We start from the raw sequence: 17,074 nt of genomic DNA on the forward strand, positions 1-17,074 counted from the left end.
CAGTTTGCTAGGTGTGAAGGCTCGTGGGAAGCGGATTCGTGGGCGTTTGACAGGATCACGAACTTCTTCACAACCTGCAGGTGTGCCAATGAGGTTCGTCGATGCAAGCCCGCTCCGAGCCCTGGCTGGGAACGGAAAAATCGGTGCCGTCAAGTATCGATAAGTGCGGCTTTTCGCTAGTCAGCCCATTCGCTGCAACGACTTCGTCGGCGTCAGGTCGAGTGGATATAGTGCCGAAAGGAGGGGGCCACGCAAGTGCGGGCCAAAAACAATATGACGCCAGGACAACTTGTCGCGGCCTATCCCCGCGTCTATCACATGGCTGAAGCAGGGACTTGGCCGAGCATCAGGCAGCATGGGCTCTTGAGCTCAAATGAAGTTGCTCGTAGGTCAGGCGCTCAAGGAGCCGCCGCCGCCGCGCTTATACGGGGGCACCGCGCAGGGAAGGTCACTGTGTCTGTTCCAGGGCTTGGAGATCTGGTGCTGCGTGACCAGATCCCCATGCATCCGGACCGCATCAGCCGCGCGCTCCCTCCTGGCATGAGTGCCGGCGACTGGTACGAGCTCATCAATGAGCGAGTCTTCTTCTGGGCGGAGGAGCATCGTTTGCATCGTCTGCTAAACGGGAAGGAGTATGGGCATCTGGAGCATGACGTCTTGACCTTAGACACGGCCTCGCTCGTGCAGGCACATCATGACCGGATCCGGCTTTGTCATATGAACTCCGGAAACACCTTTCCGGCTATGACGAAACGTGGTCCTGAAATCTTTAAACCGATTGCTGATTACGAAGTGACACGTACGGGCCGACCGAGGAAGGCCGTCGTGGAGGTGACCGTACTCGGAGGCGTGCCGGACATTCGGCGGCACGTCGTTGAAGCCCGGCGTATGCGTGGTGAGCAAGTGCTTGGTGTACTGAATCTCGATTGAGCGGACCGGCGTGAATGACATAGGTGCCATGGAGGACCGCCACGCGCAGCTCTATCAGAGCATCGGTGAACTGGTTATGGCCACCCAATGGGTAGAGAGTCGATATCGGGAGCTGGGCTGGTTCATCCACGATCCTGAGCGGGCGACTTGGCCGCCGCGCACGCACCGCAAGGAGTCACTGGCTCAGCTCATCGACGCGGTGACGGAAGAATTCAGAGAACTGATTCAGTCGAGCATTTTTGCCGATGGAGGTCGATTTGCGCAGATTGCGGAAAGCGTCCGCGGCGCCCTGCACGAGCTCAGGAGCTACCGAAACCAGGTCCTCCATTCGGCGTTCATCGAACTCAAGGCAGGCGGCGAGGTGGTGGGATACCTCCGCACGGACGCAAAGCGCGGTGTGGATCCGGACACGGGTGAATTTGTCGGCCAGCTCGAAGACATTTCAGCAGAGGCAGTTCGAGCAAAGCTCGCGACGTTCAGCACGGCCTGCTTCCAACTGAACATGATGTACGTCCAGGCGATTCACTGGTACGGAATCGAGGGCGGTGCTCAATGGCGGAGCAAGCAACGGGCTACGTAGCATAGGAGGTGAGATGGGAAACCAGTCGTGCGATGCACTCTCAATGTTGGAAATGGTCCGTCACTTCCATGCAGTTGCTGGCGTGCCCGTCGCAAACGTTCCTTCGGCACTCTCGCCTGCACGCCTGTCCTCACGGGTGGAGTGGTTGAGGGAGGAAGTCAACGAATTGGAATCAGCTTCGACATTGGTCGATCAGGTAGATGCAGCGATCGACGTGCTTTATCTGGCTCTTGGAACCCTCGTCGAGATGGGGGTCGAACTTGAGGAGCCATTTAAGCTCGTTCATGAATCCAACCTTGCAAAGGCATGGCCAGACGGTCGTTTCCGCCAAACAGCGACGGGGAAGATCATTAAGCCAGACGGGTGGCAGTCACCTCGCCCGCGCCTCGAGCGCCTGGTCTCAGCATTGCCCCCAGGGTCTCAGCGCCCATAAAGAACCGTTCCAGAGCCGTATCCGAAGCCTCTAGTCAAACTTCACCAGCACGGATACATTCTGGTACATGGATGAGCTGCGCGGAGGATTGGTTCTTCTCAGTGGAGCGGTGACTGCTGGGAAGTCTTCGCTGGCAGCCGCACTGATCGCAAACCACGGCTTCCGCAAGATCAGCACGAGTGGTCATCTGACCGAACTGGCTACTGCACAAGGTCTTGAGAATCGGCGAGACGTTCTCCAAGCACTGGGAGACCGCCTTGATGATGAAACCGATTACGCTTGGCCAATTGGTGTCGCTCAGCGCCAAATCCAAGCTGGTCAGCACGAAGGCCCTTGGCTCCTGGATGCAGTTCGAAAGGACCGGCAAGTATTTCATTTTCGGTCCGCCTTCAGCCGCGTGCTCCATATTCACGTGACGGCGCCCGAAGAAGTCCTGCGCGCCCGCTACCTTATCCGCCAAGGGAATAAGGACAGCCGCGATGCCCAAGGTACCTACGACGATCTGATCAAGCACCCGAACGAGATCTCGTCCCGTGCGCTGATGTTCAGCGCGGATCTGGTGTTTGACTCGAACTCCAAGAGCGCTGCCGCAATGGCAGACGCCGTCGTGCAGGCTTTAAGGGGAGGTGCAGATGGAGCAGGTAGTTCTGATCAGCGGGCATCTGGGAGCGGGTAAGTCAGGCCTGGCCAAACTATTGGCCGACGAGTACGGGTATCACTGGTTCAGCACCAGCAACTATCTTCGCCAGCTCGCGGGTACGAAAGGACGCGGTGATGACCGCGCCTCATTGCAGGCATTGGGCGACGAGCTCGACGCCGAGACCGGCGACTCTTGGTTACGAATGGCTGTGATGGCGGAGTGTGAGCGGATAGGCCCGACCGCCAAGGTCGTTGTCGACAGCTTGAGGACCAAGAAGCAGCTAGAGCACTTCCGACGCGACCACAGGCTGCCCTGCATCCATGTGCACCTCTATGGCACCTCGGAAGAAGTACAGCGTCGTTTCTCAAGTCGACCGGGATTCAGCCAAGAAGCCCTGGAGTACGTGAAGGCCGATCTCGTCAAGAGCGAAGAAGACATTCAAAGCTTCAAGAATGACGCGGATCTTCGCGTGAATACGACAAGGAACGATCCGCGCGACACGCTAGCGCGGGTCGCTGCAAGCCTCGGCCTCTACTCGGCACCAGACGTCCGTTGTGTGGACGTCCTCGTAGGGGGGCAATACGGCAGCGAAGGCAAGGGGCACGTCGCGGCATACCTAGCGAAAGAATACGACGTCCTGATCCGAGTGGGGGGGCCGAACGCCGGGCACACGGTACTGGGCGCGACAGGACAGTACACCTATCACCACCTTCCTTCGGGGGCCAAGGAGACTAAGGCGCGCGTGCTACTCGGCCCGGGAATGACTGTCTACGTCGAAGACCTGCTTAAGGAAATAGCAGAGTGCGGCGTAACGCCAGACCGCCTGTTCATCGATCCGCAGGTGATGATCATCGAGCCCGAAGACAAGGCGGCCGAAGGCGAGGTCAAGAAGAACATTTCATCGACGGGTAGTGGCAGCGGCGCAGCATCTGCACGGCGAATTCTCGAAAGGGGTAAGCCCAGCGTTCGACTTGCCCGCGACATCCCTGAGCTAGCTCCATACGTTGGTGAGCGTGAGCCGTACAGAGGGTCGACGTCGCGCCAATTGGAGAAAGCCTACCGGGAGCGGCGGTCGGTGTTTCTGGAGGGTACCCAAGGAAGTGGCCTCAGCCTCTTCCACGGGAGGTACCCCCACGTGACGTCACGCGACACGAATGTCGCAGGCTGCCTGGCGGAGGCGGGAATCTCGCCCAGTCGGGTGCGCCGCATCTTAATGGTCGTGCGACCCACTCCGATCCGTGTTGCTGACCCATTGGGCAATGAAGGCAAGACGTCTGGTCTCCTGAAGCACCCTACAGATTTTCTCAAGATCGGCGAGGAAGCAGGCCTCCCAGGTGATGAACTTGTCAAGTACGAAAAGACGTCAACGACGAAGCGAGACAGGCGCGTGGGCTGGTTTGAGTGGGAGCAGTATCGGTTCGCATGTTCTTTGAACGCGCCCACAGACATCGTCCTTGCGTTTGCTGACTATGTAGAAGCCGGGAACAGGGAAGCAAGGAGGTTCGAGGCCCTGGGTCAGAAGACCATCAAATTCATTGAAGAGCTTGAACGTGTCGCCCAGGCACCTGTGTCGCTGATCAACACCCGCTTTCCGCGTGGCGACGACGCGCAGGGCGACATTCGGACCATCATCGACCGCCGCAACTGGACGGCCCGCAACCCACAGGCATCCGGCTAGGGCCGATTGCTACCGTTCGAAAATGCCCGTTTATGCATCGGTGTTTGCGTCGGCGAAAGAGGACCGCATGCGCGATTGGCAATAGCCTTCCCCAGCCGCCATGCGCTCAAGGTACGCCTCGTAGCTTTCCTGATCGTCCACGCATGGCACGGTGTTCAGTCGAATACGCACTTCATTCGGCAAGACGATCACCCTCACAAACGCGCCAGGGCGAAAGCTACAGGCTCGTGCAGCATGATCCGGCAGGATTAGCGCGACCCCTTGAGGCCATTTAAGTAGTTTTGCTCGGACAGTCCTTGATGTAGCCATGATCACCACTCCTGTGGGATCGTTGGCGGCCGCTGAACTGGGGCGGCGTAGTCTCCAGCAGGTTTCCGGCCTCTGTGGGGCCGCAGCCGGAGGTCGCCAGAATCGAGTAGGCGCACGGACACCATTGAGCCTTCCTGCAGTCCCGCGGCTTCCAAGACCGCCGAGGGTAGGCGCAAGGCAAGCGAATTTCCCCACCTGGATATTCTCTGCATTACTAGCTCCTGTATCGACATTGCGAACACGGCGAAATTGACTTCCGATGGCCGTGACGAGTGCGGTTGGCGTCGCGGCGCCCAAACCGCCTGCGGTCAGGCAGCCGGCTTTTCCGCCCAGAAGTGCCTCAGCAGTTCAAAGTGGTTGCTACGACCGGCGAAGAAGGCGCACTGCCAAGCTGCTCCGAGGTCCGCCAGTGCCTCGTCCGAACTCAGATTCGGACGGTGTACAAGGAGTCGGTCGAGGATGGCAATTCCCAAAGCTGCCGCGACGTTGCCGATGGTGGTGTATGGAACGACATTCCCGGTCGGGTGCGGGTAGTCATCTGCATTCAGGTGCGGACCCTCCCCTTCTTCGTCGAACTGGTGCCAGAACTCAATGATCCCGAAAAGCGCCTCGCGCGGCTCCTTCTCGCTGTGCGTAGGAGTGTTCAGCACGAGTGCTTCGGTAAGCTGCGGCGAGCCCAAGCACTTGCTCAGGATGCCCGCAGCCCAATCGACAAGTGCACACACGTCATGGTAGGTGCGCTCGACGTAACGCATGGTTGGCTCGTCGCCATCCCACACGAGCTGCATGCCACGTACTTCGCGGCCGAGCTCAGAAAGGGCATTCAGCATGAAGACTGGGGTGGGAAGAAGCTCGCAGCCATGCGGGTGCTTGAAGAAGTCTTGGATGTGAGGTGAGTGCAACTGAAAGGTCATGAGGTCGTTCCTTCAAGGGGATGCGAGGCCAACCGGGGGATCTCGGTCATGCGCGGAAACTAGCCGAGGACGCGCGCTTTCCAAACTACCTTTCCAGGCAACACCTGGTGAAGCAGCCTCGCGGCGTTTTCTGCATCTGGCCCGCTGATTCGGCCCTGCACCAGCACCGTGCCGGTGGCATAGGCTGAGATGACGGCACCGCAATGAAGTGCAATCCAGATGTGTGTGTCGTGCTCGACGTGTTTGCTCACGCGGAAGCCGTTCTTGCCGAGGGCGGCGATGACTTGGCCGGCCGTTGCTGTGCGTGCCGGAAAATCTTCGTCCGGCGTGCTCGCTCTATGTGGATTAGCTCTTGAATCAGATTGGCTGTGAAACATTGACGCTCCTACGCGCACGTATCGTGCTTCGGTCGTTTACAGGCTGGCGCCGCTGAAAGGCGACAAAGGCTAGAACTTCTGCTGCAGGCTTAGTCGCAGCGGACGGAGGTGGCGCCAGTGTTCTGATCGGTTGACACAAGGATCAAGCGGGAGCCGACGCGGAACTGAGACGTAACTCGCTCACCCCGGATCAGCGCGGCTCGCTGCACCGCGGCGTCTGCGGGGTCAACGTCCCCGAATCCACCCAGCTTGTGAGAGCGCAGGACCGCATGCAGCGGAATGCGATGCCGGGCCAATAGCCGGCGTGCCTCCGTTGACACCTGCAGCGAGCGAATGTCCAGCGGCGGTGGATCGATCCCGAGCGGATCAAGCAAGATCGACGAAAACCGGCGGGGTGCCAGCCGCGCGATATCCGCTTTGAGTTCAAGCACGAGCCTGGCTTCAGCGTAAGGGCTGAAGATGTGGTCCTGCAGGGTGAGCGGCGGCGAGAACATGCCAGGGTACCGGAGCACCTGGCGCAGGCGATCCCAGTCGGCAGCCCGTTGCCTCGCCCAAGGGATCGATAGGTCAACCCGCAACCGCGCCAGCACGCGCTTCTTCAGGTCCGAAAAGTACTTCTGCTGCGCGAGTCGGTCACGCTCTCCGACCACGTTGAGGTGTTGCCTGGCGTTCCGGCCATCAAGGTGCCAGCGGACGACCGCGGCGTCACTCGCCTGCAGCTTCTGGTCAATCTCTGCGCCACTGGGCTCGTCAGACCGCAGATCGATGTCAAGAAACAGGAGTTCCCGGATCTTCGCGTAGATCATGGGGTAGGGCCCATCCCCACCGTACAAGCGCCAGGCATCCACGTAGTCCAGCCCTGTCCGGGTCAGGAATGCGCCCTTCAGCAGCGATTCAAGCCGCAAGTAGCAGTCACCCTCATCATGGATCGCGAGGCGAACGTCATCGGATGCGAACTCGTGGCTAGCGGATGCCACGCGATCTTTCACGTAGGCCGCCAGGTCCATCTCACGCATCTTCAGGTAGCCAGTTGATTCGTAGGTGGGCCCGAAACCGAAAGCCGGTTCGGTCCTGGCTTTGTCGTCGTCGCGCCGGCTGTTGTGCAGCTCCATTGCCAGCCGAACGTCACGGCACACACTCAGAGCCTCGGCACGGCTGCTAAGCCGGTGGAGAAACGTCGGCGTGACTGCGTGGAGCCGCATCTGCTCGAAGTCCAGCAACTGAGCACCTTCCGGCGAGCACCCTTCCTGCAGGCACCACCGCCGAAGGTGCAGCAGAGCCAGGCGGCAGGCCGCGGGCACGCCGTTGACAAGCAGCACGTTGTTGCCTACGGAGTTGGTTGGGGCGTTGAAGCTGACCCAGTAGCCGGCTAGGCGCTCCTCGTTGGAATGCCCATCGCCGTAGAACTGCGGCTTGCCGGCGACCTTGAAGTCGGTGCCTGCGATGGACCGCACGGTGACCCAGTCCAAGCCGTCGCCGGTGTGCTCGATCCGTCCCTGGCGTCGCCGCTGCTTGCTGCGGACATCAAAGGGGAAGCAATATGCCCTGTACTGGCGGTCTGTCAGCGCTGGCAGTGGTACGAAGCCGTAGATGGAGTCGGCCATAAGCAGTCCTTAGCTAATGCGCTACCAGCTTGACGGCGGGTAGACGGTTGGTGGCTACCAGCTTGATGACCGGTAGATGGGTGTCGCTAGCGGCTGGTCACCGGTAGATGGTGTGTGGCTACTAGCTGTTGACCGGTAGATGGGTGCAGTTACTAGTGACGGTGATGAGCACCGCCAGCCGTGGCCGAAAACTGCGCGCATGGCATGCAAAATTCGGCCAGCAAGTCGCCTTTACAGAGGATGCGTGAGGGTCCGGCCGGTGGCCGCGCGGACAAGAAAGCCAGTTACGTGCCCCCGAACATCGAATGTCCGCTACATCGCTACACCACCCGCGCGGGGCAGCTCTGAAACGTCCTCGTGCGCGGCCAGCTTGGCCAGACTCGCTTCAATATGCCGGCGCTGGACAGCCGCGCGACTGCGCTGCTCTGTCGTCGAGATGGGCATTGCGTACTCGTGGGAAGAGCCGCTAGGGCGGACCATGCCCTCCGACTCCAGGCACACGTCTTCGGTGAGGTCACGATCAACCAGGTGCGCCAGCGCGGGGTTTGCACTCACGAGCTCCCGGATAGTTTCCAGCGCGGCTTCGTAGCTTCGCTCTGCCTCACGCAACAACTGGTGCCGCTGGAACGCTCGAGGACCGACGGCGGGGAGCTTGCGGCCGCGTTGCTCGTAGCGATCACCCTGCTTCAGGAGCGCCTTGAACTTCGTGAACGCACTCGCCTCCCAGCCGCGCGGCTGTGGCCAGTAGGCATGTATCTCCTCAATGTAGCGACGAAACTCCCCGGTCGTCAGGGCAGTTCGCATAGCAGTGGCGCGAACAGGACCGCTGATGACCACTGTGCGCAGGACATGCAGGAGCTGTTGGCGGCACTTTCGGGCAGGCGGGAGGACGCTCATGTCGTCGTAGCTCCTGGGACGATGATGTAGCGGTGTAGCGGTAAATTTCATGACTGGTGCGAGTTCGTGTAGCGTGCGAACAGATCGGCCACGTCCGCCTGGTACACGACATGGATGTTCTTTCCCTTGGAGATCTGCTTCTGAGTACTCTTCAACTTCAAGCGCTTCATCAGCCGGCTGAAGTCGTGGATTCGCAGCGGGCCGCCGTTGCTGTACGTGGCCCACTGCATGGCGGGATCAGCGTTCAATGCGGACACGATGTTGAGCGAGCTGATGTACGGTGCCCCCGACCTGCGGAAGACGGTCGCCAGATCGCGAATGAACTCCTCCACGACGGACGGCACCTCGTCATCTGAAGGCGTGAGCGCTACTGCGGCTTCGGCTGCATTCTTGACCCACGCGGACCCCGCGGAGCTGGCGACGACAAGCAGGGGCACCCAGTTCTGCGCCGCCCGGTCGTTACTCAAGTTGGGTGTGTGCGGCTTCGCCGCCTTCATCTTGTCCCAGTAGTCGAACGTGAATGCTTCGATCTGGGCGCGCAGGGCCACGACGTCGTCATTTTCGGAGGGGGTATAGGACTCCACCTTCTCGGTCACGAGTTTCCGAACCAAGGTGATGACGATGGCTCGGTCCATCACCGTAGGCGGCAGGTCAATGGCTGCGATGCACTTGAAGCCGAACGCAGTAAAGCTTTGCTCCCTGCCGCCGATGACCCTCATCACCTTTGGGGCGATTCGGGAGTGGCCGGCGTTGAGCACGACGACCAGTTGATTGCCGGCGCGCCGCAGGTACTGGTCCGCCTCATCGAGGAACATCGTCACCTTCTTCGCGCAGAGGCGAAACAGCGTGGCAGGAGTGATGTCGGAGGTGAGTTCCGGTCGCCATGCAAACCGGTGGAAGGCATCGATGGTGATGGACTTGCCGCAGCGGCGAGTCAACGAGATCAGCGCCAGAATCGGGGCGATGGAGAAGAGCGCGACGAAGTGGGTCGCCAGCGCCCACAGCGCAACAGCGCAGATCGAGTGGAAGGGGAGGGCGGTGTGCCGTGCGATGTGCGCGCAGATGCCGGCGATCAGGCCAGCAGGGTGGACGGGCATGGACCACGCGGTAGCCGACCGCTGGTCAACGTGTTCATCGCCTGCATCATCCTCACTGCTAGCCACTACAACCTCGGGCTCCGGTTCGTAGATGCGCGCGTTCAGCACGCTCGCGCGCACTGCCGCGATGCCCTTCTCCAGCCGGAGTTGGTGGAAAGTCGGGCTGGTCTCAAGCGCTGCTACTGGCACGCCGAGCTCGCTTGAGGTTTCGGCGAGGATCTCTCGGACGGCCCGCTTGTCTTTCTGCCGTCGAACACCGGCGGCGAGGACAAGCTCCGCGGACGGATAGAGGATTCTCAGGCTGCGGCAGACGGACTCCAGGTTTTCGTTGTAGTGGCTTACAGCAACCCCGTACCCGGTGGCTTCGTGGATCGCTAGCCCGCTGAGGTAGTCGGCGACGATCACAAGCTTTGGCGTGCGCTGGCCCACCAGCGTGAAGCAACCTGCCAGAGGTGCGCCAGGCAGGTACAGCCACCCGAATGAACCTTCTGCAGTCGGGGCCGCGATAAAGATGTTGACGGGTTGCTTCTGGGTGTCGCAGATCAGGTCCATGAAGCAGCCGTCGCACTCGATGCCAGCGATGGGATCGCCGTGATACACGTGCCCGTGTGTTCGCGACAGGCCGAGCGGCAGCAAAAAGGGGTGGTCGTCGGGCGCGGCTTCGCAGTTGACCAGGATCTCGGAAACAGAGAACTTGGGCGGCGTCCAGCGCGCGTTAGGCTTCTGGGAACGCTTCTCCTGACGCGGGATGCCTGAGGGCAGCGTGACGTCCTGCGGGTTCCAGTCGTCTTTGGATTCGAAGTTGCTCATGGTGTTCTGCTGGTTGGTTCAGGCCGGGTTGGATGGGGGTAGGTGGACGGGAGGTTCGCTAGGCGCTCCTTGGGGCCGACGGCGGCGTTTCCGTAGCGGCGCACTCAATGGCGAGCCGGAGCCACTCGCTGATCCAGATGTCAGGCCACCTGACTGCGCCGCGTCGGCCAGGCGCAAACTTGATGGGGCGAGGGAAGCGCCCCTGCGCCATCATTTCGTAGACCTGCGCCCGGCTGAAGCTCACCCGAGCGCAGACCTCATGGATGTCCAAAAGGCGCACGGCAGCTAGCTCGGCTTGAGCCAGGGTTCTGGGAACCCAGGTCGGGAGCTCAATAGCTTTGGAGGCCGCTGGCGTCACTGTTGCTTCCACTGTTTCGTTGGAAGCTCCAGTGTCAAAGGCGCCGGCCAAATGCGCGAATAGTCCGGGCTACTGAGTCGAGTTGATCGGAGTATCGCCGCACGGCGCTCCCCTCCGGACGCCGTGCTTACTACCAACTCGGTTGTGTGCCGATCTTGAGTAGGCGGGGCGTGTGTCTCATTGGCGCCAGCGATTGGTCAACAAGGCGCAGATAGTCGTTGGCAACCAGAGCGCTGGCCCTCTGATGTATCTCACTAAGCCGCTTCGAGCGACGCCCCTCGATGCCCAGCGCCTCAGCGAGTTCGTTTGAGTCAATGGTCCTGTCGTTGGCGACGGCGTCTGCGAAGCGGAGGCAGAGGAGCAGCGACGCTTTGTCATGCTTGGGTCCGCCGCGTCGATTCTTCATCTCGACCGCGGCGGATGAGGGTCCCCCTGCGGTGTACAAGTATTCAGCAAGCTCACCGAGCTGACGTTGCAGCACCGCTAACGGGAGCTTATGGCGAACATCAAAGATCAGGGCTACCTGCCACTGCGCCAAGTCAGGGAGACGCCCGGTACCCTGAATCAGTTGATAGGCTTGTATCGCTAACCACCTGACCTCTTCACTGCTCGCTTCTGGGTTGGCCAGGGACGTGAGCCCCCAAAGTCCTGCGGAGTGCGGATCTCCTTCGGCAGCCGATCTTCGATAGCGGGAATTGCGTCTAAGAAATTCCCAAGCCCAGTGGTGCAGAGGCGCGTTTGGCTTCAGTCCGTAGCTCCCAGCATCGCGCCAATCAGGGTTGGCGCAGACCCAGCCCAACTCCTTCGTTCGCCATGCGGCAACTCTCCCCATCAGGCGACTCCTGCGACGCAGTGCGCCGCCCAATCCTTCATCATGGCAAGCCGCTTTTCATAAAGGTCAGATCTCGCGTAGGCTGCAGCGACTCTATCGGGTAGCTTGTGGGCTAGTGCGGCCTCGGCCGTGCGATGGTCGTGCGTAGTCTTCTCCCCGACCCAGTCGCGGAACGTGCTGCGAAAGCCGTGCACCGTGGCACCAGTGATGGCCATGCGCCGAAGTAGCATCGACAGGGCCATGTTGCTCAAGGGCTTGTCCTCCGACCCACTTGGAAAAATATAGACGCCATCGCCTTTCTTGAATGGTTTCACCTTTTCGAGTATTTCTTGGGCACGCGGCGCCAGCGGCACTCTGTGCTCCTTGCCCGCCTTCATACGCTCCTTCGGGATGATCCACAGCGCGCCGTCCGCCGAGATTTCCTTCCACTGCGCGCCCAGAACCTCCGATGTGCGGCAGGCCGTGAGGACCAGGAACTCAAGAGCCCACCTGGACATGCCGTCTTGCTTGCTCAGTTCCACCATGAAGTTCGGAATCTTCTCGTGAGCCATGGCCAAGTGGTGCTTCTCCGCCCGTTGTTCCGGGGTGGAGCGGGCCAGAAGGTGTTCCAGGTGCCCACGGAAGCGCGCTGGGTTTTCGCCGGTTCGCATGCCGTGGGCGGTGGCCCAGTCGAGAACGGCTTCGATCCGGCCGCGAACGCGGGAAGCCGTTTCGTTCTTTGTGAGCCAGATCGGCTTCAATATGCGCAGCAGGTCGGCCGTCGTGATGCTTCCGATCTCGCGGTCGCCAATGATGGGCGAGGCGTACATTGCCAAGGTGTTGGTCCATTGCTGCGCGTGCTTGGCGGACTTCCATTCGGCCTTGTGGTCCGTGATGTAAGTGGCGGCGCAACTGTCGAAAGTCGTCGTGCTGGTGGCCGCCAGCTTTTCCTCCGCCTGCTGTGCCCGCTTTTCCGCGAGCGGGTCCTTTCCATGCGCGAGCTGTTGCCGTATTTCTTCGGCCTTCTTTCTCGCAGCTTTTAGGCTGACGGCCGGGTACGGGCCAAGACCCAGGCCGACAGGCTTGCCGTGTCGCATGTATCTGTGCAGCCAGGACGCTGTCCCGGATCGGGAGATTTGGAGAGTGAGTCCGCCTCCGTCGCCCAGTAGGATCGGCTTCCCCTTGCCCTTGAAAGCGGCAGTGCGCGCCTTCTTGAGCTCGGCCTCAATCTTCGTGTCGGTCAGCTTGTGGATGGGTCCAGGCATTGCTCCTCCAGCCGGTGAGCATATCTGGCTCCGCCTTACTATCAAAATCAACTATCAAGATGCCGCTGGATACGGCTGGACATCAAGCAGTTGAAGCTTAAGACATTGGTGGACAGGCCGGTCTGTCGGCACCCTGAAGTGCTCGTCGATGGCACACATTCACAGACCTTCATGGAAATGCGTCACACCGACGTCCACTCCGCCAGTTGATTTTGCAAACGGCATCGCGCTTCCCCGTGCGGTGCCGTTTTCTTTTGCCGGCCTCAAGCGTTGCGAAAGCGCACCGGCAACGCTTCGCGGTACGGGTAGTACTGGAAGAACGGCGTGGCCTCCTCCAGCGTGCGCGCCACCGAGGGCCGTTCCAGCAAGCGGTCGTAGTAGGCCTTGAGCTTCGGCCGGTCCGCCGGAAAATGGACCAGCGTTTCCGCATAGAACAACGACGGTGCCGCCGCGCAGTCGGCCATGGTGAAGGCCTCTCCCGCGATCCAGGTCCTGCCATCCGTCAGCCGCTGTTCGATCATCCCGTAGGCCATGACCAGTTTCTCGCGGGCCTGACTGACCGCCAGCGGATCGCGGTCCGCTTCGCCGCGAATCCGGTCGGCCACGATGGCCTGCATGGGATGCATCACGTAGTGGTCGAAGAGCCGGTCCCACAGCCGCACGTCCAGGCTGGGCTGCGCATCGTCCAGCGGCAGCAGTCGCTGCGTGCCGCCAACGCGGCGCGCCAGGTGCTCGATGATGATGCTGGTTTCCGGCACCACGCGGCCGTCGTCCTCGAGCAGCGGCATCTTGGCGGTGGGCCAGAGCTTCCGGTAAGCGTCGACGGCGGCGGCATCGCCCAGGTTCAGCAGTCGCGGCTCGAACGGCAGCTCCAGCTCATACAAGGCGATCAGCACCTTGTGGCAGAACGAGGAAAGCGGGTGGTAGTGGAGGACGAGGGGCATGGCTCAAGGATCCGATGAACGTTCGATGGCGGCGATGCAGATGCTTTCCATCTGCGCGGCCCAGGTCCGCGCCTGCGCCTCGTCGATCTCCAGCAGCAGCGCGTAACGCCGGCCGCCCCACACGGCGAGCAGCAGGGACTGCAGCAACTCGCCGGAAGGGAAGACGGGCAGGTCCGTGCAAGCCGCCAAGGTGCGCTGCCAGGCTGCCAGCAACTCCTCCTGCACGCGGCGGTGATGCTTCAACTCCGCCATCTCCGCTTCCAGCGCCAGCATGCGCGGATGCACCCACGCGAGCTCTGGCGCGTCGACACCGCAAGTGAGGCGCACGAGTTCGCGCACCCGCTCGCGCCAGGGCATTCGAGGCGGTGCCACCGCTTTTCCGTCAATCGCCGCAACCAGCCGCTCCATCCCATGCCGGACGTAGCCCGAGAGCAGGGCCAGCTTGTTGGGGAAGTACTCGTAGAGGGTGCCCACGGAGATGCCGGTCTCCAGCGCCACGGCCCGTGTGGTCAGCCGGTCCCAGCCGTCGCGCCGCCAAATCCGAACAAAACCGTCGTAGATGGCCAGGACCGTGAACCGCGCACGGGCCTGCGAGGGGCGCTTCAGCGGCTTGTTCATGGCGCGTGCAAACCGAACCCGCGCGGCGCCCGCGCGCCATACAGTGGACGCATCCGCAACGCCAACACCCAAGGTCCCGCCATGCCACAGCTCCAGCGCGTGCTCACCGACAAGAGCGCATTGAATCACAGCGTGCTCGACACGTCGCCGCTCGCGCCGGCGGCAGCGGGCGAGGCCATCCTGCGCCTGGGCCGCGCCGCGCTCACCACCAACAACATCACCTACGCGGCCTTCGGCGAAGCGATGCAGTACTGGAACTTCTTCCCCACGGGCCGCGAGGGCTGGGGCCACATGCCGGTCTGGGGCTTCGCCGACGTGGTCGAGTCGACGGTGGACGGGGTCGAGCCGGGCGAGCGTTTCTACGGCTATTTTCCGCTGGCGAGCCACCTGCGCATGCAGCCGGTGCGCGTGAGCGAACGCGGCTTCTACGACGGGGCCGCGCACCGCCTCTCGCTGGTCTCCGCGTACAACCAGTACACGCGCGCCAGCCACGACGCCGCGTATCGCGCGGCGGATGAGAACCACCAGATGCTGCTGCGGCCGCTCTTCATCACCTCCTTCATGCTGGCCGACTTCCTGCACGACAACGCATTCTTCGGCGCCAGGCGGCTCGTGGTGTCCAGCGCGTCGAGCAAGACGGCCTACGGCACGGCCTTCTGCCTGGAGGGCATGAAAGAGGTGGAACTGGTGGCGCTGACTTCCGCCGGGAACCGCGCCTTCGTCGAGGGGCTGGGCTGCTACCAGCGCACGGTGAGCTACGACGAGCTCTCGACGCTGGATGCGTCGTCGCCGACGCTCTACGTCGACTTCTCCGGCGACGAGGCCCTGCGCGAGCGCGTGCACCAGCACTTCGGCGGCGCACTGGTCTACGACTGCTTCGCCGGCTCGGCGCAGAACACGGAGTTCCTGCGCGAGAAGGAACTGCCCGGACCCAAGCCGGAGTTCTACTTCGCGCCCGTGCAGATCAGGAAGCGCAATGCGGACTGGGGCCATGCGGAGGTGAACCGGCGCTTCAATGAAGCGCAACTGGCCTTCATCCGGCGGGTGGCCGACGGTCCGAAGGCGTGGATGAAGGTGGAGGAGCACCAAGGACTGGAGGCAGCCCAGGACTTGATCGCCGAACTCTGCGCCGGCCGCATCGACCCGAAACTGGGCCACGTGGTCGTGCTCGACGGGACCGCAAGCTAGGAATTCGCCGACGCGGTCGCCGTCCTGGGACGACACGCGGTCGGGTCTACCGCCGAGGTCCGCCAACCCGGGGCGGGGCAACGATCAGCGACAAGGAGATTCCATGATGGCCGCTGACATCGATCCGACCCTGTGCACGGCAGAGCCGGTGCTGGAAACGCTGGACGACGGGTTCTCGCCGCCGCATCATGAGGAGCCGGCACCGCCGGCGCCGGGGCATGTGGCGCCCGGCGGCGCCGAGTGCGTGCTCGGCAGCAAGAGCCCGTTCTGATGACCACCCACAACCTGCCCCAGCCCGACCCGGCCGCGCCTGCGGAAGAAGAGACGGGTGCGCCCAACACCAGCCAGCTGCCCGTCGAGCCGGAGTTCGGCCAGATGCCGCCCCCCAACGAGCCGGAGGATCCCGGCGTCAAGCCACCTCATCTGTGACAAGGAGTTCGCATGAACACGCCTGAAGGCATCACCCCGCCCACCCCGCACCTGGACCGCGAAGAGCCGGAGCTGCGCGGCGAGGACGACATCCCGGCCGACGACGGCGGGCCGTCGGCCAGCGAGCGATCGTCGGAACGTGCTTCCGAGCGCAGCGGCTCGCGTGAAGAGCGCCCGCTGCGCAAGGTGGAGCGCGAGTGAGCACGGGCGCGCCGGCGGCGCCGGTGCCGCCACCCACCGAGATCCCCAAGCCTGCCAATCCGGAGCCCCGCGCGCCGACCGATCCGGAGAAGGGGCGGGTGCAGGACCCCGAGCAGGGCAAGTCGGAGCATCCGAAGCAGTAGTCGCGCCGAAGCGGCACCCGATCAGCAGGGTTCGCCCAGCTGCCCTTGCGCGTCGTCGTCCAGGCTGGCCAGCGGCGTCGACTTGGCAAGGGCCATCCACACGCCGAAGGGCAGACCGGTGCGGGTGCGCCGCCGCGCCGGCCGTGCCACCGCCAGCCGGGAGCCGTCGACGACCAGCACGCCGCATTCCGGCGGCGCCTCCTCCGGCTCGCCGATCGGCCGGCCGCGCGCGTCCCGGCCCAGCACGTACCAGCATTCGCCGAGGTCGAGATAGGCGGAGCGTTTCGCTTCCTGCCGCAGGTCCGCCAGCAGGTCGCTGCGACGGACCTTGATCTCGTGGACGATGGGCTCGACGTAGCTCTCCACGGAGGTGTGGCGGATCGAGAACACGTCCGGCCGTGCCAAGCACCAGCGCAACGGCTTGGCGGCGTCATTGCAGGGCACCTGCGCGCGCAGGCTGAGCCCGCGCCACGCGAGCCGGCCCGCGCGGCACATCTCCTGCGCGACGCGTTCCACCAGGGCTTCATGCGCGGACAACGCCGCGCGGTTGCGGGCGAGTGCCTGCGCCAGCCACTGCACGCCCAGATCGCTGACACGAAGTGTTTCCTGTCCGCCCGGCGCGGACACCCGGTGCAGCAAGCCGGCGGCCAGTAGGTCGATCTCGAGGGCGTCCAGGCTGGGCCACCCGGCCGACCGGTACACGTCGCGCAGGCGCCGCGCGTGGGCCTTGCCCAGGGCAAGCATTTCGGGCGACGTGGGGGACTGCATGGGACTGCGGGGAGGTGACGCGCGCAATCCGCCAGTCTAGCGGACCTTGGCGCGGCGGTAGGCTGTCTCCGACGGCGGCT

At 62.7% G+C, this 17,074-nt stretch carries 22 protein-coding genes; 10 read left to right on the forward strand and 12 right to left on the reverse strand.

Going from position 1 to position 17,074, the window contains the following annotated elements; all coding sequences use genetic code 11:
• Positions 1 to 273: 273 nt before the first annotated feature.
• The 5 genes from FN976_RS01915 to FN976_RS01935 all read left to right on the forward strand — a co-directional run bounded on the left by FN976_RS01915 (position 274) and on the right by FN976_RS01935 (position 4,261).
• Positions 274 to 930 (forward strand): DUF7002 family protein, encoded by a 657-nt coding sequence (locus FN976_RS01915; protein WP_145890879.1) that lies wholly within the window; start codon positions 274 to 276, stop codon positions 928 to 930.
• A gap of 28 nt (positions 931 to 958) precedes the next feature.
• A complete protein-coding gene (locus FN976_RS01920) occupies positions 959 to 1,510 on the forward strand; it encodes a hypothetical protein (RefSeq protein WP_145890411.1) in 552 nt (183 codons plus the stop codon).
• Positions 1,511 to 1,562: 52 nt separating this feature from the next.
• A complete protein-coding gene (locus FN976_RS29740; protein ID WP_432417840.1) occupies positions 1,563 to 1,943 on the forward strand; it encodes a pyrophosphohydrolase domain-containing protein in 381 nt (126 codons plus the stop codon).
• A 67-nt stretch (positions 1,944 to 2,010) separates the two neighbouring features.
• A complete protein-coding gene (locus tag FN976_RS01930) occupies positions 2,011 to 2,619 on the forward strand; it encodes an AAA family ATPase (RefSeq protein WP_145890415.1) in 609 nt (202 codons plus the stop codon).
• Positions 2,576 to 4,261, forward strand: coding sequence for an adenylosuccinate synthetase (locus FN976_RS01935; RefSeq protein ID WP_145890417.1), 1,686 nt, complete (start codon positions 2,576 to 2,578; stop codon positions 4,259 to 4,261). The genes FN976_RS01930 and FN976_RS01935 overlap by 44 nt, the downstream gene beginning before the upstream one ends.
• A 311-nt stretch (positions 4,262 to 4,572) precedes the next feature.
• On the opposite strand, the gene FN976_RS01940 is transcribed toward FN976_RS01935, so the two are convergent.
• From FN976_RS01940 to FN976_RS01985, 11 genes are all read right to left on the reverse strand, one after another.
• Positions 4,573 to 4,803, reverse strand: coding sequence for an AbrB/MazE/SpoVT family DNA-binding domain-containing protein (locus FN976_RS01940; RefSeq protein WP_349291332.1), 231 nt, complete (start codon positions 4,801 to 4,803; stop codon positions 4,573 to 4,575).
• A gap of 75 nt (positions 4,804 to 4,878) precedes the next feature.
• Positions 4,879 to 5,484 carry a hypothetical protein gene (locus FN976_RS01945; protein ID WP_145890419.1) on the reverse strand — a complete coding sequence of 202 codons (606 nt, stop codon included), beginning with the start codon at positions 5,482 to 5,484 and terminating at the stop codon, positions 4,879 to 4,881.
• A gap of 59 nt (positions 5,485 to 5,543) precedes the next feature.
• Positions 5,544 to 5,861, reverse strand: coding sequence for a hypothetical protein (locus FN976_RS01950; protein ID WP_145890420.1), 318 nt, complete (start codon positions 5,859 to 5,861; stop codon positions 5,544 to 5,546).
• 89 nt (positions 5,862 to 5,950) lie between these two features.
• A complete protein-coding gene (locus FN976_RS01955) occupies positions 5,951 to 7,465 on the reverse strand; it encodes a hypothetical protein (RefSeq protein ID WP_145890422.1) in 1,515 nt (504 codons plus the stop codon).
• Positions 7,466 to 7,777: 312 nt separating this feature from the next.
• Positions 7,778 to 8,362 (reverse strand): hypothetical protein, encoded by a 585-nt coding sequence (locus tag FN976_RS01960; protein ID WP_145890424.1) that lies wholly within the window; start codon positions 8,360 to 8,362, stop codon positions 7,778 to 7,780.
• A gap of 47 nt (positions 8,363 to 8,409) precedes the next feature.
• Positions 8,410 to 10,269 carry a DUF3631 domain-containing protein gene (locus FN976_RS01965; RefSeq protein WP_145890426.1) on the reverse strand — a complete coding sequence of 620 codons (1,860 nt, stop codon included), beginning with the start codon at positions 10,267 to 10,269 and terminating at the stop codon, positions 8,410 to 8,412.
• 58 nt (positions 10,270 to 10,327) lie between these two features.
• A complete protein-coding gene (locus FN976_RS29745; RefSeq protein WP_432417841.1) occupies positions 10,328 to 10,639 on the reverse strand; it encodes a helix-turn-helix transcriptional regulator in 312 nt (103 codons plus the stop codon).
• A 118-nt stretch (positions 10,640 to 10,757) separates the two neighbouring features.
• A complete protein-coding gene (locus FN976_RS29750; protein WP_222432760.1) occupies positions 10,758 to 11,459 on the reverse strand; it encodes a transcriptional regulator domain-containing protein in 702 nt (233 codons plus the stop codon).
• Entirely contained in the window at positions 11,459 to 12,703 is a 1,245-nt protein-coding gene (locus tag FN976_RS01975) for a tyrosine-type recombinase/integrase (RefSeq protein WP_145890428.1), read from the reverse strand. The genes FN976_RS29750 and FN976_RS01975 overlap by 1 nt, the downstream gene beginning before the upstream one ends.
• 263 nt (positions 12,704 to 12,966) lie before the next feature.
• Positions 12,967 to 13,647, reverse strand: a complete 681-nt coding sequence (locus FN976_RS01980) for a glutathione S-transferase family protein (protein ID WP_145890430.1) — start codon at positions 13,645 to 13,647, stop codon at positions 12,967 to 12,969.
• 3 nt (positions 13,648 to 13,650) lie between these two features.
• On the reverse strand, positions 13,651 to 14,265 hold the full coding sequence (locus FN976_RS01985) for a TetR/AcrR family transcriptional regulator (protein WP_145890431.1): 615 nt from the start codon (positions 14,263 to 14,265) through the stop codon (positions 13,651 to 13,653).
• A gap of 81 nt (positions 14,266 to 14,346) precedes the next feature.
• Here FN976_RS01985 and FN976_RS01990 point away from each other — a divergent pair, with 81 nt between their 5' ends.
• The 5 genes from FN976_RS01990 to FN976_RS28755 all read left to right on the forward strand — a co-directional run bounded on the left by FN976_RS01990 (position 14,347) and on the right by FN976_RS28755 (position 16,226).
• The gene (locus FN976_RS01990; RefSeq protein ID WP_145890433.1) at positions 14,347 to 15,453 is read left to right on the forward strand and encodes a DUF2855 family protein; all 1,107 of its coding nucleotides are present in this window, start codon (positions 14,347 to 14,349) and stop codon (positions 15,451 to 15,453) included.
• Between the two features lie 103 nt (positions 15,454 to 15,556).
• Positions 15,557 to 15,724, forward strand: a complete 168-nt coding sequence (locus FN976_RS28745) for a hypothetical protein (RefSeq protein WP_186510722.1) — start codon at positions 15,557 to 15,559, stop codon at positions 15,722 to 15,724.
• The gene (locus tag FN976_RS28750; RefSeq protein ID WP_186510723.1) at positions 15,724 to 15,882 is read left to right on the forward strand and encodes a hypothetical protein; all 159 of its coding nucleotides are present in this window, start codon (positions 15,724 to 15,726) and stop codon (positions 15,880 to 15,882) included. Before FN976_RS28745 ends, FN976_RS28750 begins: the two co-directional genes overlap by 1 nt.
• A gap of 12 nt (positions 15,883 to 15,894) precedes the next feature.
• A complete protein-coding gene (locus tag FN976_RS01995; protein WP_145890435.1) occupies positions 15,895 to 16,083 on the forward strand; it encodes a hypothetical protein in 189 nt (62 codons plus the stop codon).
• Positions 16,080 to 16,226, forward strand: coding sequence for a hypothetical protein (locus FN976_RS28755; protein WP_186510724.1), 147 nt, complete (start codon positions 16,080 to 16,082; stop codon positions 16,224 to 16,226). The genes FN976_RS01995 and FN976_RS28755 overlap by 4 nt, the downstream gene beginning before the upstream one ends.
• A gap of 21 nt (positions 16,227 to 16,247) precedes the next feature.
• On the opposite strand, the gene FN976_RS02000 is transcribed toward FN976_RS28755, so the two are convergent.
• Complete coding sequence (locus tag FN976_RS02000; RefSeq protein WP_145890437.1) at positions 16,248 to 16,994, reverse strand: hypothetical protein; 747 nt, start codon at positions 16,992 to 16,994, stop codon at positions 16,248 to 16,250.
• Positions 16,995 to 17,074: the final 80 nt, after the last annotated feature.

The organism is Caenimonas sedimenti (assembly GCF_007833165.1).
GTDB classification, from domain to species: domain Bacteria; phylum Pseudomonadota; class Gammaproteobacteria; order Burkholderiales; family Burkholderiaceae_C; genus Ramlibacter; species Ramlibacter sedimenti.

Excerpts from the sequence above, each read along its gene's own strand:
- FN976_RS01975 (WP_145890428.1), bottom strand. The coding sequence starts at position 12,703 with ATGCCTGGACCCATCCACAAGCTGACCGACACGAAGATTGAGGCCGAG.
- FN976_RS29740 (WP_432417840.1), top strand. The coding sequence starts at position 1,563 with ATGGTCCGTCACTTCCATGCAGTTGCTGGCGTGCCCGTCGCAAACGTT.
- FN976_RS28745 (WP_186510722.1), top strand. The coding sequence starts at position 15,557 with ATGATGGCCGCTGACATCGATCCGACCCTGTGCACGGCAGAGCCGGTG.
- FN976_RS01915 (WP_145890879.1), top strand. The coding sequence starts at position 274 with ATGACGCCAGGACAACTTGTCGCGGCCTATCCCCGCGTCTATCACATG.
- FN976_RS01955 (WP_145890422.1), bottom strand. The coding sequence starts at position 7,465 with ATGGCCGACTCCATCTACGGCTTCGTACCACTGCCAGCGCTGACAGAC.
- FN976_RS01995 (WP_145890435.1), top strand. The coding sequence starts at position 15,895 with ATGAACACGCCTGAAGGCATCACCCCGCCCACCCCGCACCTGGACCGC.
- FN976_RS01930 (WP_145890415.1), top strand. The coding sequence starts at position 2,011 with ATGGATGAGCTGCGCGGAGGATTGGTTCTTCTCAGTGGAGCGGTGACT.
- FN976_RS01940 (WP_349291332.1), bottom strand. The coding sequence starts at position 4,803 with ATGTCGATACAGGAGCTAGTAATGCAGAGAATATCCAGGTGGGGAAAT.
- FN976_RS01945 (WP_145890419.1), bottom strand. The coding sequence starts at position 5,484 with ATGACCTTTCAGTTGCACTCACCTCACATCCAAGACTTCTTCAAGCAC.
- FN976_RS01950 (WP_145890420.1), bottom strand. The coding sequence starts at position 5,861 with ATGTTTCACAGCCAATCTGATTCAAGAGCTAATCCACATAGAGCGAGC.
- FN976_RS01965 (WP_145890426.1), bottom strand. The coding sequence starts at position 10,269 with ATGAGCAACTTCGAATCCAAAGACGACTGGAACCCGCAGGACGTCACG.
- FN976_RS29750 (WP_222432760.1), bottom strand. The coding sequence starts at position 11,459 with ATGGGGAGAGTTGCCGCATGGCGAACGAAGGAGTTGGGCTGGGTCTGC.
- FN976_RS01980 (WP_145890430.1), bottom strand. The coding sequence starts at position 13,647 with ATGCCCCTCGTCCTCCACTACCACCCGCTTTCCTCGTTCTGCCACAAG.
- FN976_RS01920 (WP_145890411.1), top strand. The coding sequence starts at position 959 with ATGGAGGACCGCCACGCGCAGCTCTATCAGAGCATCGGTGAACTGGTT.
- FN976_RS01985 (WP_145890431.1), bottom strand. The coding sequence starts at position 14,265 with ATGAACAAGCCGCTGAAGCGCCCCTCGCAGGCCCGTGCGCGGTTCACG.
- FN976_RS01990 (WP_145890433.1), top strand. The coding sequence starts at position 14,347 with ATGCCACAGCTCCAGCGCGTGCTCACCGACAAGAGCGCATTGAATCAC.
- FN976_RS01935 (WP_145890417.1), top strand. The coding sequence starts at position 2,576 with ATGGAGCAGGTAGTTCTGATCAGCGGGCATCTGGGAGCGGGTAAGTCA.
- FN976_RS28750 (WP_186510723.1), top strand. The coding sequence starts at position 15,724 with ATGACCACCCACAACCTGCCCCAGCCCGACCCGGCCGCGCCTGCGGAA.
- FN976_RS01960 (WP_145890424.1), bottom strand. The coding sequence starts at position 8,362 with ATGAGCGTCCTCCCGCCTGCCCGAAAGTGCCGCCAACAGCTCCTGCAT.
- FN976_RS02000 (WP_145890437.1), bottom strand. The coding sequence starts at position 16,994 with ATGCAGTCCCCCACGTCGCCCGAAATGCTTGCCCTGGGCAAGGCCCAC.